The organism is Aureimonas sp. Leaf427 (assembly GCF_001425485.1).
GTDB lineage: Bacteria > Pseudomonadota > Alphaproteobacteria > Rhizobiales > Rhizobiaceae > Plantimonas.
Map to the genome: position 1 here is coordinate 225,491 of NZ_LMQW01000043.1, position 14,766 is coordinate 240,256.

At 68.5% G+C, this 14,766-nt stretch carries 13 protein-coding genes; all 13 read left to right on the plus strand.

From position 1 onward, the window contains the following. Nucleotides 1-38 precede the first annotated feature (38 nt). The 13 genes from ASG62_RS18915 to ASG62_RS18975 all read left to right on the plus strand — a co-directional run bounded on the left by ASG62_RS18915 (nt 39) and on the right by ASG62_RS18975 (nt 14,732). Complete coding sequence (locus ASG62_RS18915) at nt 39-245, plus strand: hypothetical protein (protein ID WP_056697161.1); 207 nt, start codon at nt 39-41, stop codon at nt 243-245. A 104-nt stretch (nt 246-349) separates the two neighbouring features. Beyond that, nucleotides 350-715, plus strand: a complete 366-nt coding sequence (locus ASG62_RS18920; RefSeq protein ID WP_056697163.1) for a hypothetical protein — start codon at nt 350-352, stop codon at nt 713-715. A gap of 64 nt (nt 716-779) precedes the next feature. Next, nucleotides 780-1,451, plus strand: coding sequence for a response regulator transcription factor (locus ASG62_RS18925; protein ID WP_056697166.1), 672 nt, complete (start codon nt 780-782; stop codon nt 1,449-1,451). Further along, on the plus strand, nt 1,432-2,817 hold the full coding sequence (locus ASG62_RS18930; protein WP_056697168.1) for an ATP-binding protein: 1,386 nt from the start codon (nt 1,432-1,434) through the stop codon (nt 2,815-2,817). Before ASG62_RS18925 ends, ASG62_RS18930 begins: the two co-directional genes overlap by 20 nt. An 88-nt stretch (nt 2,818-2,905) precedes the next feature. Continuing rightward, on the plus strand, nt 2,906-3,322 hold the full coding sequence (locus ASG62_RS18935; protein WP_156382250.1) for a hypothetical protein: 417 nt from the start codon (nt 2,906-2,908) through the stop codon (nt 3,320-3,322). Between the two features lie 96 nt (nt 3,323-3,418). After that, the gene (ccmI, locus tag ASG62_RS18940) at nt 3,419-4,591 is read left to right on the plus strand and encodes a c-type cytochrome biogenesis protein CcmI (RefSeq protein ID WP_056697172.1); all 1,173 of its coding nucleotides are present in this window, start codon (nt 3,419-3,421) and stop codon (nt 4,589-4,591) included. Between the two features lie 19 nt (nt 4,592-4,610). Further along, a complete protein-coding gene (ccmE, locus tag ASG62_RS18945; protein ID WP_056697174.1) occupies nt 4,611-5,111 on the plus strand; it encodes a cytochrome c maturation protein CcmE in 501 nt (166 codons plus the stop codon). Beyond that, nucleotides 5,108-7,099 carry a heme lyase CcmF/NrfE family subunit gene (locus ASG62_RS18950; protein WP_056697176.1) on the plus strand — a complete coding sequence of 664 codons (1,992 nt, stop codon included), beginning with the start codon at nt 5,108-5,110 and terminating at the stop codon, nt 7,097-7,099. The genes ccmE and ASG62_RS18950 overlap by 4 nt, the downstream gene beginning before the upstream one ends. A gap of 38 nt (nt 7,100-7,137) precedes the next feature. Then, a complete protein-coding gene (locus tag ASG62_RS18955; protein ID WP_056697398.1) occupies nt 7,138-7,611 on the plus strand; it encodes a cytochrome c-type biogenesis protein CcmH in 474 nt (157 codons plus the stop codon). Between the two features lie 311 nt (nt 7,612-7,922). Next, nucleotides 7,923-9,443, plus strand: coding sequence for a Do family serine endopeptidase (locus tag ASG62_RS18960; RefSeq protein WP_056697178.1), 1,521 nt, complete (start codon nt 7,923-7,925; stop codon nt 9,441-9,443). 172 nt (nt 9,444-9,615) lie between these two features. Beyond that, nucleotides 9,616-10,293: a response regulator transcription factor gene (locus ASG62_RS18965; protein ID WP_056697401.1), complete on the plus strand. Its 678-nt coding sequence runs from the start codon at nt 9,616-9,618 to the stop codon at nt 10,291-10,293. A 19-nt stretch (nt 10,294-10,312) separates the two neighbouring features. After that, nucleotides 10,313-11,800: an ATP-binding protein gene (locus tag ASG62_RS18970; RefSeq protein ID WP_082537386.1), complete on the plus strand. Its 1,488-nt coding sequence runs from the start codon at nt 10,313-10,315 to the stop codon at nt 11,798-11,800. Beyond that, on the plus strand, nt 11,769-14,732 hold the full coding sequence (locus ASG62_RS18975; RefSeq protein WP_057180554.1) for a bifunctional [glutamine synthetase] adenylyltransferase/[glutamine synthetase]-adenylyl-L-tyrosine phosphorylase: 2,964 nt from the start codon (nt 11,769-11,771) through the stop codon (nt 14,730-14,732). Before ASG62_RS18970 ends, ASG62_RS18975 begins: the two co-directional genes overlap by 32 nt. Nucleotides 14,733-14,766: the final 34 nt, after the last annotated feature.

The following is a 14,766-nucleotide window of genomic DNA, read 5'->3' on the forward strand; positions in this document are numbered from 1 at the left end:
GCCAGGCGGTTCGTTCACCCAGGAGAAGGAGACGTTTCATGGACGATGTGAAGAGCTGGTATCGGTCGAAGACCATCTGGGGCGGGATCGTCGCGCTTGTCGCGGCGCTCGGAGGGCTCGTCGGCATCGAGCTCGACGCGGCGACGGGGAGCGAGCTGACGATCGCGCTGTCGCAGGCCGCGGCCGCAATCGGGGCGATCGTCGCCATCGTCGGGCGCCTGGAAGCGGTGAAGCCGATCGCCTGACGGGCCTGGAGCGGCGCTTCACATCCCGCGCCGCTCCGGCTCCATTCATTCGACATTCAGAGCAGAGCCGCTAGAACGGAGGGAGTTCGATAGCTGGATCACCCATGAGCCACCGCGCCCTCTTCAAGAGACGTCCGATCGCGATGGCCCTCGCCGCAACGGCGCTTGCGGGAGCGGTCCTCACCGGGTTTCCGGCCTCCGCCGAGTTTCGCTTCGCCTCTGCTTCGCCCTTCGCGAGTTGGAGCGAGGAGAGACGCGAGGCGGCTCCGCGGGAGCGCGTCGACGGCGTTCGCATGGCCGACGCCGACTGCTCGGCGGCCGCGGCGGAGGCGGCGGCGCAGACGGGCGGGCAGGTTCTGTCCGTCTCCAGCCGCGAGCAGGGCGGGCGCACGGTCTGCATCGTGACCGTGCTCGTTCCCGGCGAAGGCGGGGAGCGACCGCGCAAGCGCACCCTAACCCTGCCGCAATGATCCGCGAAGCGCCGATGGTCCTGCGCTCCCGCAGGCGGCTCGCGAGGAAGGGCAGACCGGCTCCATGCGCATCCTGATCGTCGAGGACGACCCGAACCTCAACCGGCAGCTGACCGAGGCGCTGCAGGGCGCCGGCTATGTCGTGGACAAGGCCCTGGATGGCGAGGAGGGCCATTTCCTCGGCGATACCGAACCTTACGACGCGGTCGTGCTGGATGTCGGACTGCCGTCGATGGACGGGATCAGCGTGCTCGAACGCTGGCGGCGCGACGGGCGCACCATGCCGGTGCTCATCCTAACGGCGCGCGACCGATGGAGCGACAAAGTCGCCGGAATCGACGCCGGCGCCGACGACTACGTGACGAAGCCCTTCCACATCGAAGAGGTGCTGGCGCGGGTTCGCGCGCTGATCCGGCGTGCGGCGGGGCACGCATCCTCCGAGATCCATTGCGGGCCGCTGCGGCTGGACACCAAGGCCTCCAAGGCGACGGTCAACGGGACGGCGCTGAAGCTCACCTCGCACGAATACCGGCTGCTCTCCTATCTGATGCACCATGCCGGCGAGATCGTCTCGCGGACGGAGCTGATCGAGCACCTCTACGACCAGGATTTCGACCGCGATTCCAACACGATCGAGGTCTTCGTCGGTCGTCTTCGCCGCAAGATCGGCCTCGACCTCATCGAAACCGTTCGCGGGCTTGGCTATAGGATCCCCGATGATACGCCGGGCGCGTGAGAGCCTTGCGGTCCGGGTCATCGCCTTTTCCAGCCTCTGGGCTCTGACGGGGCTGGTCGTCGTGGGCGGCCTCATCTCGACCCTCTACGCCCGGACGGCGTCGCGCGGCTTCGAGGAACTGCTGGTCGCGCAACTCTACAACATCGTGAACGTCGTCTCGGTCTCGCCCGAGGGGAACGTCTCGGGCTCGCCCGATCTCGGCGACCTGCGCTATTCGCAGCCACTGTCCGGCTGGTACTGGGAGGTTCTGCCGGCGAGCGAGAACACGCAAGGTCGGCTCGCCTCGATCTCGCTCGGGCCGGCCGACATCGCCTCGCCTCCGACATCCGCGCTGCCCTTCGATGCCCAGTACAGGCGGGACTACGAGGCGAAGGGGCTGGAGGGCGAGACGCTGCGGATCGTCGAGACCGAGATCGTTCTCGATCAGGACAATCACATCGCGCGGTTCCGCGTGATGGGAAATGCGAGCCTCGTCGAGGCCGACATCGCGCAGTTCGACCGGACGCTCGCCTTCTATCTTTCGCTCTTCGGGCTCGGCTCGATCCTGATCAACGCATTCGCGATCCTCTACGGCCTGAAGCCGCTGACCGGCGTGCGCCGGGCGCTGGGCGAGGTGCGGGCGGGGCGCGCCGAGCAACTGGTCGGCGCCTTTCCGCTCGAAATCCGCCCGCTGACCGTCGAACTGAACGCGCTGATCGACAACAACCGGCGGATCGTGGAGCGGGCGCGCACGCAGGTCGGCAATCTCGCCCATTCGCTGAAGACGCCCGTCGCCGTTCTGATGAACGAGGCGGAGGCGCTGGGCGGCGAGAAGGGGCGGCTCTTCGCGGAGCAGGGTGAGCGGATGCGGTTTCAGGTCCAGCACTATCTGGATCGGGCGCGGATCGCGGCGCAGAGCGAAGGCATCGTCTTTCGCACGCCCGTCGCGCCCGCGCTCGAGCGGCTGATCCGCGTTCTCGTGAAGCTGAACCCGAAGATCCGGTTCGATCTGGCGGGACTGGAGGGCCGGTCCATCGTCTTCGCGGGCGAGCGGCAGGACTTCGAGGAAATGGTCGGCAACCTCCTCGAAAACGCGGCGAAATGGACGCGGGGCCGCATTCGGATCGCGGTCGCGCCGCTCGGCGACGGCACGTTTCGCCTCAGCATCGACGACGACGGGCCGGGCCTTGGCGAGACCGAGATCCTGGAGGCGCTGAAGCGGGGACGGCGGCTCGACGAGACCGTGCCGGGCAGCGGTCTCGGCCTTTCCATCGTCAGCGACACGGCACAGGAATATCGCGGGACGCTAAAACTTTCGCGCTCCGACCTCGGCGGTCTGTGCGCAACGCTCGTTCTTCCTCTGGTCCTCGATCCACAGACTTCCTAGTATGGATGCGTTCGTCGACGCATTCCGAGTCCTCGACGGATAACCGTTTCGCCGCCGGAACGGCAGATGCGCCTGATGGGACCGACCGATGAGAAGACGCCTCCTGAGGGCTTGCCTGCCGATCCTGATGCTGCCGCTTCTCGCCGGCTGCCTTTCGACGACCCGCGATACGTTCGGCCTCTCCTCCGCCGCTCCTGCCTCCGCCGGCGCCATGGCGCTCGGAGACGGCCTGATCGGGCGCGACAAGAAGCAGCGCCTGTCGAGCGACGCACGCAACCGGGCGCTGGATGCGGAGTATCAGGCGCTTCAGTTCATGCCGGCCGGGCAGCCCGTCGCCTGGGAGGCGGGAAGCCTCAAGGGAACGGTGGTTCCGACGCAGCTTTATCGCGTCGGTTCCCAGGACTGCCGCGGCTATTCGCAGACGGTCCTTCGCGACGGGCGCGAGGCCAAGACGGTCGGCACGGCCTGCCGGAGCGAGGACGGGTTCTGGAGGCCGGTCGCCTGACGGCGACTTGTCTGGCGATGCCGGATCGGTCCTGATAGGGCGGGCGCGAGATGTCCGGGTGGCAGAGGCCGCTTGGACCCGCTAGACTGGAAATCAATGCTGTTCTGGATCATCGCTGGCCTTCTGACCGTCGTCGTCGTCGCATCCGTTCTCTTTCCGATCCTGCGGAAAAGCCCGGCTGAGGCGCCTGCGCGCGCCGAGCACGACGCCGAAATCTATGCCGCCCAGCTTCGCGAACTCGATGCCGATCTCAAGCGCGGCGCGATCGCGGCGGAGGACGCGGCGGTGGCCAGAGCGGAAATCGGACGTCGGCTCCTGAAGGCGTCCGCCGCCGAGACGACGGCCGCCTTTCCAAGACATCGAGCCGCCCTGGCGGCATCCGTCTTCGCGGTCGGCCTCGGCGTTCCTGCAGCCAGCCTCTACGGTTACGTGACCTATGGCTCGCCGGCGCTTCCCGACCGGCCGCTGGCCGCGCGTCTGGCGGTCGACCCCGCAATGGCCGATCTGCCGACGCTGGTCGCGCAGGTCGAGGCGAAGCTTCGCGCCAAGCCCGATGACGGCGCCGGCTGGGACATGCTCGCCCCGATCTATCTGCGCAGCGGGCGCCCCGAGGATGCGGTTCGCGCCGTCAGCGAGGCCATCCGCCTGCTCGGCGCGACGCCGGAACGCGAGGCGACCCGGGGCGAGGCGCTCGTCCAACTCGCCTCCGGCGAGGTGACGGACGAGGCCAAGGCCAGCTTCCAGAGGGCGCTGGCGCTCAATCCCGACTTCCTTCCGGCGAAGTTCTTCCTGGCGCTCGATCTTTCGCAGGAAAACCGGTTCGCGGAAGCCGCGCCCGCCTGGCGCGATCTCGTCGCCAAGAGCCCGCCCGGCGCGCCCTGGCTGGAGATCGCGCAGCTTGCGATCGACGATGCCGAGAAGCGGCTCGCCGGTGGTCCCGGGCCTGCACCGGTTCAGGCGCCCGGCCAGCCCGGGCCCGCCCCGGAGGATGTGGCGGCGGCCGCGGCCATGCCGCAGGCGGATCGTCTGGCGATGATTCAAGGCATGGTGTCGCAATTGGCCGACCGCCTGAAATCCGCCCCCAATGACGCCGAAGGTTGGAAGCGGCTGATGCAGTCCTATACGGTTCTGGGCGACGGCGACCGGGCGCGCGGCGCCTTTGCCGAGGCATCCGCCGTGTTCGCCGAGGGGACGGCGGAGCGCCGCGACATCGAAGCCTTCGCCGCCGGGCTCGGTATCGGCACACCGCCGCCGTCGACCATGCAATGACCGGGATCTGGATTTCTCCATGACGCGCAAGCAGAAGCGGCTGACATCGATCGGTGCCATTCTCGGTGTGATCGCCTGCGCCGTCGGGCTCGTCCTCTCGGCTGTGTCCGACGGCATCGCCTACTTCAATTCGCCGACCGATCTCGTGACCAAGACCCCCGGCCCGTTGCAGCGGATTCGCCTGGGCGGGCTGGTCGAGAAGGGCTCGCTGGACCGGGGCGCGGCCAGCACGGTGCGCTTTCGCGTGACGGATTCGGTGGAGAGCGTCGTCGTCGTCTACGAGGGAATCCTGCCCGATCTCTTCCGCGAGGAGCAGGGAATCGTCGCCGAGGGCACGCTCGGCCCCGACCATGTCTTCGTCGCCGACACCGTGCTCGCCAAGCATGACGAGACCTATATGCCCAAAGAGGTCGTGGACGATCTGAAGGAGCGCGGTCTCTGGGAGGACGGCAAGCCCAAGGCGGCGTCGAACACGATGCAGCCGGCGCCGATGCCCGTTTCGACGGGGGCCGGCTCGTGATCGTCGAACTCGGCCATTACGCGCTGATCCTGGCGCTCGCGACCGCCATCGTCCAGTCGATCCTGCCTGTGGTCGGCGCACGGATGGCCGACCTCCGGCTGATGGAGACCGGACGCTCGACGGCTGTCGCGAGCTTCGCGCTCCTCGCCTTCGCCTTCGGCTGCCTGACGACGGCCTACGTCACCTCGGACTTCTCGGTCCTCAACGTCTTCGCCAACTCGCATTCGGCCAAGCCCCTTCTGTTCCGCATTACCGGTGTCTGGGGCAATCACGAGGGCTCGATGCTCCTCTGGGTGCTGATCCTGGCGCTCTTCGGCGCCCTCGTCGCCCTGTTCGGGCGCGATCTGCCGGCAAGCCTCAAGGCCAATGTGTTGGGCGTTCAGGCCTGGATCACGACGGCCTTCCTCGCCTTCATCCTGATCACGTCGAACCCGTTCCAGCGGCTCGATCCCGCGCCCTTCGAGGGGCAGGATCTCAACCCGATCCTCCAGGATATCGGCCTCGCGATCCATCCGCCGATGCTCTATCTCGGCTATGTCGGCTTCTCCATCTCCTTCTCCTTCGCGGTCGCCGCCCTCATCGACGGGCGGATCGACGCGGCCTGGGCGCGCTGGGTGCGGCCTTGGACGCTGCTCGCCTGGGTCTTCCTGACGCTCGGCATCGCGATGGGCTCCTACTGGGCCTATTACGAGCTCGGCTGGGGCGGCTGGTGGTTCTGGGACCCGGTCGAGAACGCCTCCTTCATGCCCTGGCTGTCCGGCACGGCGCTGCTGCATTCGGCCGTCGTCATGGAGAAGCGCTCCGCTTTGAAGATCTGGACCGTGCTCCTGGCGATCCTCACCTTCTCGCTCTCGCTGCTCGGCACGTTCATCGTGCGATCGGGCGTGCTGACGTCTGTCCACGCCTTCGCCACGGACCCGACGCGCGGCGTCTTCATCCTCGCCATCCTCATCCTGTTCATCGGCGGATCGCTGGCGCTCTTCGCCATCCGGGCGGGCACGCTGGAATCCGGCGGGCTCTTTGCGCCGATCAGCCGCGAGGGGGCGTTGGTCTTCAACAACCTCTTCCTCACGACCGCCTGCGCCACCGTTCTGACCGGCACGCTCTACCCGCTGGTGCTCGAGGTCGTCACGGGCGAGAAGATTTCCGTCGGCGCGCCCTTCTTCGATCTGACCTTCGGGCCGCTGATGGTCCCCCTTCTCATGGCCGTGCCCTTCGGGCCGCTGCTCGCCTGGAAGCGGGGCGATCTCTACGGCGCGGCGCAGCGTCTCTACTTCGCCTTCGGCCTCGCGCTCGTGGCGGTCGTCGGCACACTGGCCTTCACCTCCGGCACGCGCATCCTGGCGGCGCTCGGCTTCGGTCTCGCCGTCTGGCTGCTCGCGGGGGCGGTGGTCGATCTGGCCGGGCGCGCCGGCTTGCCGAAGGTCTCGCCCGCCGTCGCGCTGCGGCGGCTCGCGGGTCTGCCGCGCTCGGCCTTCGGCACGGCGCTCGCGCATGCCGGCCTCGGCCTCACCGTGCTCGGCGTCATCTCCACCTCCGCCTTCCAGACGGAGCTCGTCACGGCGATGCGGCCGGGCGAGGTGCGCGATGCCGGCGGCTATCAGGTTCGCTTCGACGGGATGAGCCCGCGTCAGGGCTCCAACTTCAGCGAGGAGGTCGGGCGGTTCACGCTGATGCAGGGCGGCGTCGCAAAGGGCGAGATGGAAAGCTCCAAGCGCTTCTATCCCGCGCGGCAGATGCCGACGACGGAGGCCGGCATTCACACCCATGGCTTCAGCCAGCTTTACATCGCGATCGGCGACACCTCGCCGGATGGGGCCGTGGTCGTACGCCTCTGGGGCAAGCCCCTGATCACGCTGATCTGGATCGGCGCTCTCGCGATGGCGGCGGGCGGCACGATCTCGCTGGCCGATCGTCGGCTGCGCGTCGGGGCGCCCGCGCGCTCGCGCCGCCGGGCCGTGGCGCCGGCGGATCCGGCCGCCGCATGAGCCGGTTGCGCGAAATCCTGCTCGTGGCGGGCGGGCTGATGCTCCTGCCCGTTTCGGGGCCGTTGCCGGTCGACAGGCTGACGGGCATCGGTGCATCGGCTTATGCCGTCCAGCCGAACGAGGTTCTGGCGGATGCCGACCTGGAGCGGCGGGCGCGGGCGCTGTCGGCTGGTCTTCGCTGCCTCGTCTGCCAGAACCAGTCGATCGACGATTCCGATGCGGACCTCGCGCGGGACCTCCGCGTTCTCGTTCGCGAGCGGCTCGAGGCCGGCGACAGCGATGGTCAGGTCGTCGATTACATCGTCGCGCGCTATGGTGAGTTCGTGCTCCTGCGTCCGCGGCTTTCCGCCGGGACCGCGCTTCTCTGGGCGACCCCGGTCGTCCTCATCCTGGCCGGCGGCCTCTTCGCTCTCGTCTCCGCGCGGCGGCGGCGGACCGATCGTCCGGCGGCCGAACTGACGGCCGAGGAAGAGCGCGCCGTTGAGGCGGCCCTGCGCGAAAAAGGCCTCTGACGGCCTGAGCCGGGTCGGACATCGTGCCCCTGCTCGAGACGAGCGCGCCGCCCGGTTTCACCCAAGATGTTGCTGCGCCCGTCTCCCTGCTGACGGCGACCGCCAGATGCGGGATTCCGCCTTCGGCTTCGGCCTTCCCAACCTTACCAACATTTCACGGCCCTGAAGGGGTCCCGTAAGTTGGTACTCCCTATCTTCCCTCCTGTCGGCGGCGGACGAAGCTCCTCCGCCCGGTGATTTACGCGAGGTTCCGCAAACGGCTTATCGAGGAAGCCGGCGGGATCTGCGATCAACGAGGGAAGAGAAGATCCATGGCCCAGTCCACTCAGTCTCCCAAGCGCAACCGTCTCTTCGCGGCCGCGCTCGCGGCCGGCGTCGCCGGATCGGTCATCACCGGCGGCGTGATGAGCAACACGGTTCCGAGCTATGCCGAGCCGGTGACGGTTCAGGCGCCGAGCCAGAATTTCGGCTTTGCCGACGTCGTCGAGAAGGTGTCGCCCGCCGTCGTCTCCGTGCGCGTCAAGGAGAAGATGGCGCAGGTCCAGTCGAGCGGCCTCGGCGACAACCCCTTCGAGAACCTTCCCGAAGACCATCCGATGCGCCGCTTCTTCGAGAGCCCGAACGGCCCCCGTGGCGGACAGGCGACGCCGCGCAACGGCCAGCCGCGCCGCGATAGCAAGCAGGCGATGGCGCAGGGCTCCGGCTTCTTCGTCTCGGATGACGGCTACCTCGTCACCAACAATCACGTCGTCGAGGACGGCGAGAACTTCACCATCGTCATGGACGACGGCAAGGAATACGAGGCGCGCCTGATCGGCACCGACAAGCGCACGGATCTGGCGGTTCTGAAGGTCGACGCCAAGAACCAGAAGTTCGCCTATGTCGAGTTCGGCGACGACTCGAAGGCGCGCGTCGGCGAGTGGGTCGTGGCCGTCGGCAATCCCTTCGGCCTCGGCGGTTCGGTGACGGCGGGCATTATCTCGGCGCGTGGCCGTGATATCGGCGCCGGTCCCTACGACGACTTCCTGCAGATCGACGCGGCGGTCAATCGCGGCAATTCCGGCGGCCCGGCCTTCGACCTGAACGGCAAGGTCATTGGCGTCAACACCGCGATCTTCTCGCCCTCCGGCGGCAATGTAGGTATCGCCTTCGCCATTCCGGCGTCGACCGCGAAGACGGTCGTGCAGTCCCTGCGCGACAAGGGTAATGTGCAGCGCGGCTGGCTCGGCGTGCAGATCGCGCCGGTGACGGACGACATCGCCGAGGCCGTCGGTCTGTCCAGCGACCAGGGCGCCATCGTGACGCTGCCCGACAGCGACACGCCAGCGACGAAGGCGGGCATCCAGACCGGCGACGTCATCACCGCGATCAACGGCGAGACGGTGGCCGGGCCGCGCGAACTCGCTCGTAAGGTCGCCGAGTACGCGCCGGGCGTCGGGATCGACGTGACGATCTGGCGGGCTAATAAGGCCTCCAACGTGAAGGTCACGCTGGGCGATCTCGCCACGCTCGACGAGTCGGCCTCCGCCTCGGGTCAGTCCGGCGCACCGGTCGATCCCTCCGCCCTGTCCGGCTACGGGCTGACCCTGACGCCGTCGGACGATGGCGCGGGCGTCGTCGTCACGGATGTCGATCCGTCCTCCTCGGCCGCCGACAAGGGCGTTTCGGCGGGCGACGTCATCGTCTCCGTCAACGGTAAGGATGTGAAGACGCAGCGCGATGTGGAGACGGCTCTGAAGGACGCCTCGAAGTCCGGCCGCAAGGCCGCGCTCTTCCAGCTGCGCACCGGCGAGCAGAACCGCTTCGTCGCGCTGCCCGTCGCCAAGGGCTGATCGTCTCCGTTCGCGAGGGGGTACGCGGTTTCGGCCGCGACCCTCTCGCCGGCCTCGACCTTTCGCGCGGCGGCGGATCTCAGCGATCCGCCGCCGTTTTCACGTCCCCTCTCGCGTGTCAGGAGATCCGAATATGATGGCCGAAGCCGCGAAATCCGCTACATCCGAAGCCATGAGAATCCTCATCATCGAAGACGACCGGGAGGCCGCTGCCTATCTGGTGAAGGCGCTGAAGGAGGCCGGGCACGTCACCGACCAGGCGCTGGACGGCGAGGCCGGATTTCATATGGCCACGACGCGCGACTACGACGTGCTGGTAGTGGACCGCATGCTGCCCGAGCGCGACGGGCTCTCCGTCGTCGCGGGCCTGCGCGAGAAAGGCAACGGCGTGCCCGTGCTCATCCTCTCCGCCCTCGGGCAGGTGGACGACCGCGTGACCGGGCTTCGCGCCGGCGGCGACGACTATCTCGCCAAGCCCTACGCCTTTTCCGAGCTTCTCGCCCGTATCGAGGTTCTCGGGCGCCGGCGCGGCGGCAAGGATGTCGAGACGCAGTACAAGGTCGGCGATCTCGAACTCGACCGCCTGTCGCACGAGGTGAAGCGCGGGGGAAAGCCGATCGTCCTGCAGCCGCGCGAGTTCCGGCTGCTCGAATATCTGATGAAGCATGCGGGACAGGTCGTCACGCGCACCATGCTTCTCGAAAACGTCTGGGACTACCACTTCGACCCGCAGACCAATGTCATCGACGTCCATATCTCGCGCCTCCGCTCCAAGATCGAGCGCGAATTCAATGCCCCGCTGCTCCACACCGTCCGGGGCTCCGGCTACATCATGCGCGCCGGCGACTGAGCGTGCGGGCGTTCGACGCATGAATCGCCTGCGGTCCCTCCTGCGCATGACGGCGGTGCGTCTCTCTGCCATCTATCTCGCGCTGTTCGCGATCTTCGCCGTGATCCTCGTCGTCTACGTGACCGCGACGGCGGCGACGATCCTCGAGACGCAGAGCCGCGAGACGATCACCGAGGAGATCGAGGAGCTCGGCCGGATCTATCGCAATGCCGGCATCGTCGGGCTGGTGCGCTCGATCGACCGCCGAGCGCGCCAGCCGGGCGCCTCGCTCTATCTCGTCACCGATCCGAGCGGGCGCATCCTGGCCGGAAATGTCGAGAGCCTGGAGCCCGGCATTCTCGACGATGCCGGCTTCACCAAGGAGGCCTTCGGCTACGAGCGCTTCACCGACGACGTTCAGGACCGCTATCATCTGGCGCTGGCCGAGGTCGTGAACCTGCCGAACGGGATGCGCGTCCTCGTCGGGCGCGACCAGACGGAGCAGGAGCGCTTCCGCCTCATCGTCCGGCGTGCGCTGATCCTCGCCCTCGCGCTGATGAGCGCCGGCGCGCTCTTCGCCTGGCTCTTCGTCGGGCGCCGCGCCTTGCAGCGGCTGGACCAGATGTCGGCGGCGAGCGCGCGCATTCTCGGCGGCGATCTCAACGAGCGGCTTCCCGTGACGGGTGCGGGGGACGAGTTCGACCGGCTGTCCGCCAATCTCAACACGCTGCTCGCCCGCATCGCGCTTCTCCAGGAGGGCCAGCGGCAGGTCTCCGACAACATCGCGCATGATCTGAAGACGCCGCTGACACGCCTGCGCAACCGGGCGGAAGCCGCGCTCCGCGACGCCACGAGAGGCGATGACCCGCGCCCGGCGCTGGAGAGCAACATCGCGGAGGCCGATCAGATGATCCGCACCTTCGACGCGCTCCTGATGATCAGCCGCGTCGATGCCGGCTTCCATCCGGCGGAGAAGACCGACGTCGATCTCTCCGCCATCGTCGCCGAGGTCGCCGAGCTCTACGAGCCGGTGGCGGAGGACGCGGGCGCGCGCTTCGTCGTGGAGGCGGGCGGGCCCGTCGTCGCCCATGTCAGCCGCGAGCTGATCGGGCAGGCGCTCTCCAACCTCATCGACAACGCGCTGAAATATGCGCCCGTCGACGGCCGGGAGATCGTGATCACGGCGGGACTGGAGCGTCGCGGCGACCATTGCCGTCTCTTCATCGCCGACAACGGGCCGGGCATTCCCTCCGACAAGCACATGCGCGTGCTCGAACGCTTCTACCGGCTGGACGAAAGCCGTACCAAGCCCGGTTCCGGCCTCGGCCTCTCGCTGGTTCAGGCGGTCGCGCGGCTGCATGGCGGGCAGCTGATCCTGGAGGATGCCGAGCCCGGTCTGCGCGTCGTGCTCGACTTGCCCATGGACGGGCGGGGAGCCGACGGGCAGGGTGCGGAGGCAAGAGCGGGCGAGGGCAGGGATGGAGACGTTGCCGAAGATGGCATCCCGGAAGGAGCCGCAAGGGCCTAGGATCGGCGGCGGCGCCGAACTCCTTGCGCTCGACGCATCGCGGGCGGAGGTTCTTCTTCGCGATCTGCAGGCCAAGGCGCTCGACGCGGAAGCCGTGCGCCTCGCCGAATTCCTGCAGACGGCCCACCCGGATCGGACGCGTCTCGGCGCCGTCCTCGACCTCTCCTCCTACCTTCGCGATCTCGCTCTCGCTCATCCCGACTGGCTGGAGCGGCTCTTCGAGACCGGTGCCGGGGATCGTGTCTGCGAGGTGATCTCGAGCCTCGGCGCGCTGCCGATCGAGGGCGAGAGCGAGACGGCGCTGATGGCCCGGCTGCGGCTTGCCAAGGCGGAGGTCTCGCTGCTTCTGGCGCTGCGCGATCTTTTCGGCGCCGCCCATCCCGCGGAGACGACGCGCCTTCTCTCGGATCTCGCCGAAGCCTCGGTCCGCGCCGGCCTTCGCTTCGGTCTCCGCGAGCTTCAGGCGCGGGGCAAGCTGCATCTGCCCGATCCCGCGAACCCCGAGACCGGCTGCGGCCTCTTCGTGCTCGGGATGGGCAAGCTCGGCGGCTTCGAGCTGAACTATTCCAGCGACATCGACCTCATCGTCTTCTTCGATCCGGACTGTCCGGCGCTCGTCGATCCCGACGAGGGCGTCGAGACCTTCTCGCGGCTGATCAAGAAGATCGTGCGCATCATCGGGGAGCGAACCGGCGAGGGCTACGTCTTCCGCACGGACCTGCGCCTGCGGCCCGATCCCGGCGCCATGCCGCTCGCCATCCCCGTGCCGGCGGCCATCACCTATTACGAGAGCAGCGGGCGCAACTGGGAGCGCGCTGCCATGATCAAGGCGCGCTGCATCGCGGGCGACGAGCAGGCCGCCGCCGCCTTCATCGACGAGATGACGCCCTTCGTCTGGCGGAAATATCTGGATTTCGCCTCCATCGCCGAGATCCAGTCGATGAAGGAGCGGATCGACCGGCATCGCGGCTTCGAGGGAATCGCGGTGGCCGGGCACAATGTAAAGCTCGGGCCGGGGGGCATCCGCGAGGTCGAGTTCTTCGCCCAGACCCAGCAGCTCATCGCCGGCGGCCGCAATCCGGCGCTTCGCCTGCGGCGCACCGACGAGACGCTGGAGGCGCTGGCCTCGGGCGGCTGGATCTCCGGCGATACGGCGCGAGACCTAACGGAGGCCTACTGGTTCCTGCGCCGCGTGGAGCACGCGATCCAGATGGTCGCCGACGAGCAGAGCCACACGCTGCCCGAGGACGAAGCCGGGCTTCTTCGGATCGCCCGGCTTCTCGGCCTGCCCGATCTCGGCGCCTTCTCGCAGGAGCTCAGCCGGCGGCTCGAATTCGTCGAGCGCAGCTTTGCCGGCCTTTTCGCGGGGCGCGGCGAGGAGGCCGACGACGAGGCCCGGCTCGGCCGCCTTCTCCTCTCCGGCGAGGACGATGCCGCCGAGACGGCGCTCGCCGATCTCGGCTTCTCGCGGCCGGCCGATGTCCTGCGCATTCTGCGCGTCTGGGGCGCCGGGCGCTATCGCGCGACGCGCGCCGAGGCGACGCGCACCCATCTCGTGCGCGTTCTGCCGGCGCTTCTCGGCGCCCTGGTCAGGGGGCGCGATCCCGATGGAGCGGTCGCGTCCTTCGACACGTTCCTGGCGCGCCTGCCCTCCGGCCTTCAGTTCTTCGCGCTGATCGCCTCCAACCCGCGCATCCTCGACCTTCTCGCCCTCATCATCACCGCCGCGCCCCGCCTTTCCGACACGCTCGCGCGCCGTCCGCACGTCTTCGATGCGCTGCTCGATCCCGCCTTTTTCGCCGAGGGCGTCGACGAAGAGCTGCTTGCCCGTCGCCTCGACGCCTTTCTCGACGATGCGTCGAACTACGAGGACCGCTTGGTGCGCCTTCGCATCTTCGCGTCCGAGCAGCAGTTCCTCGTCGGCGCGCGTCTTCTCTCGGGTGCGATCGAGGGCGAGGCGGCCGGCGCCGCCTATACGGCGATCGCCGACGTGGTCATCGCCGCGGCCCTCGCCGCCGTCGTTTCGGAGTTCGAGAGTCGCCACGGCCGCGTGCCGGAGGGGCGGCTAGTGCTGTTCGGCATGGGGCGCCTTGGAAGCTACGAGCTGACCGCCGGCTCCGACGTCGATCTCCTCCTGCTCTACGACCATGCGGAGGAGGCCGAGGCGTCCGATGGGGAGAGGCCGCTGGCGCCGGCGCTCTACTATTCGCGCCTGACCCAGCGCCTGATCGCCGCGCTGACGGCGCCGATGGGCGAGGGCGTGCTCTACGAGGTCGACTTCCGCCTGCGCCCCTCGGGCAACAAGGGGCCGCTGGCGACCCATATCGAAGCCTTCCGCAAGTATCAGCGCGGCGAGGCGCGCACCTGGGAGCGCATGGCCTTGACGCGGGCTCGCCAGATCGCGGGCGATCCGGCCCTCGGCGAGGCGGCGCGCGACGCGATGCGCGCGGCGATCGCGGCGCGGCAGGACGAGCCCGAGACGATCGCCGCCGACGTGTCCGCCATGCGCGCGCGGATCGCGGAGGAAAAGCCCGGGCGCGGGCCGCTCGACGTGAAGTTTCGCGCGGGCGGGCTGGTCGATCTGGAGTTCATCGCCCAGTGGGCCGTCTTGGCCGGCCTCGTGCCGCCCGACCTAATGGGCCGGCCGACGGCGGAGGTTCTGGACGCGTTCGAAGCTTCCTCCGCTGCGCCGCGTGATCCATCCGCCTCCGTGCTGCACGCGGCTGTTCAGGCCTATACGCGCGTGCTGCAGGCGATGCGGCTCGGCCCGGCCAACGTCCACGGCTCGGCGGAACTGCCGATGGGGCTCGCGATGCGGATCGCGGCGTCGCTCGGAGAGGAACCCGGCTCGGACGTCGAGGCTGCGGTCGATGCCATCGGAGCCCGCGTGGCCCCGATCTTCGAACACCTGCTGCCGCTACGCTCTGCGTAGCGCGTCGGACACGGGAGGCATCGGCTGGAGCAGG

Coding starts and splice junctions, on each gene's coding strand:
- ASG62_RS18915 (WP_056697161.1), top strand. CDS start 39: ATGGACGATGTGAAGAGCTGGTATCGGTCGAAGACCATCTGGGGCGGG.
- ASG62_RS18920 (WP_056697163.1), top strand. CDS start 350: ATGAGCCACCGCGCCCTCTTCAAGAGACGTCCGATCGCGATGGCCCTC.
- ASG62_RS18925 (WP_056697166.1), top strand. CDS start 780: ATGCGCATCCTGATCGTCGAGGACGACCCGAACCTCAACCGGCAGCTG.
- ASG62_RS18930 (WP_056697168.1), top strand. CDS start 1,432: ATGATACGCCGGGCGCGTGAGAGCCTTGCGGTCCGGGTCATCGCCTTT.
- ASG62_RS18935 (WP_156382250.1), top strand. CDS start 2,906: ATGAGAAGACGCCTCCTGAGGGCTTGCCTGCCGATCCTGATGCTGCCG.
- ccmI (WP_056697172.1), top strand. CDS start 3,419: ATGCTGTTCTGGATCATCGCTGGCCTTCTGACCGTCGTCGTCGTCGCA.
- ccmE (WP_056697174.1), top strand. CDS start 4,611: ATGACGCGCAAGCAGAAGCGGCTGACATCGATCGGTGCCATTCTCGGT.
- ASG62_RS18955 (WP_056697398.1), top strand. CDS start 7,138: ATGCTCCTGCCCGTTTCGGGGCCGTTGCCGGTCGACAGGCTGACGGGC.
- ASG62_RS18960 (WP_056697178.1), top strand. CDS start 7,923: ATGGCCCAGTCCACTCAGTCTCCCAAGCGCAACCGTCTCTTCGCGGCC.
- ASG62_RS18965 (WP_056697401.1), top strand. CDS start 9,616: ATGAGAATCCTCATCATCGAAGACGACCGGGAGGCCGCTGCCTATCTG.
- ASG62_RS18970 (WP_082537386.1), top strand. CDS start 10,313: ATGAATCGCCTGCGGTCCCTCCTGCGCATGACGGCGGTGCGTCTCTCT.
- ASG62_RS18975 (WP_057180554.1), top strand. CDS start 11,769: ATGGCATCCCGGAAGGAGCCGCAAGGGCCTAGGATCGGCGGCGGCGCC.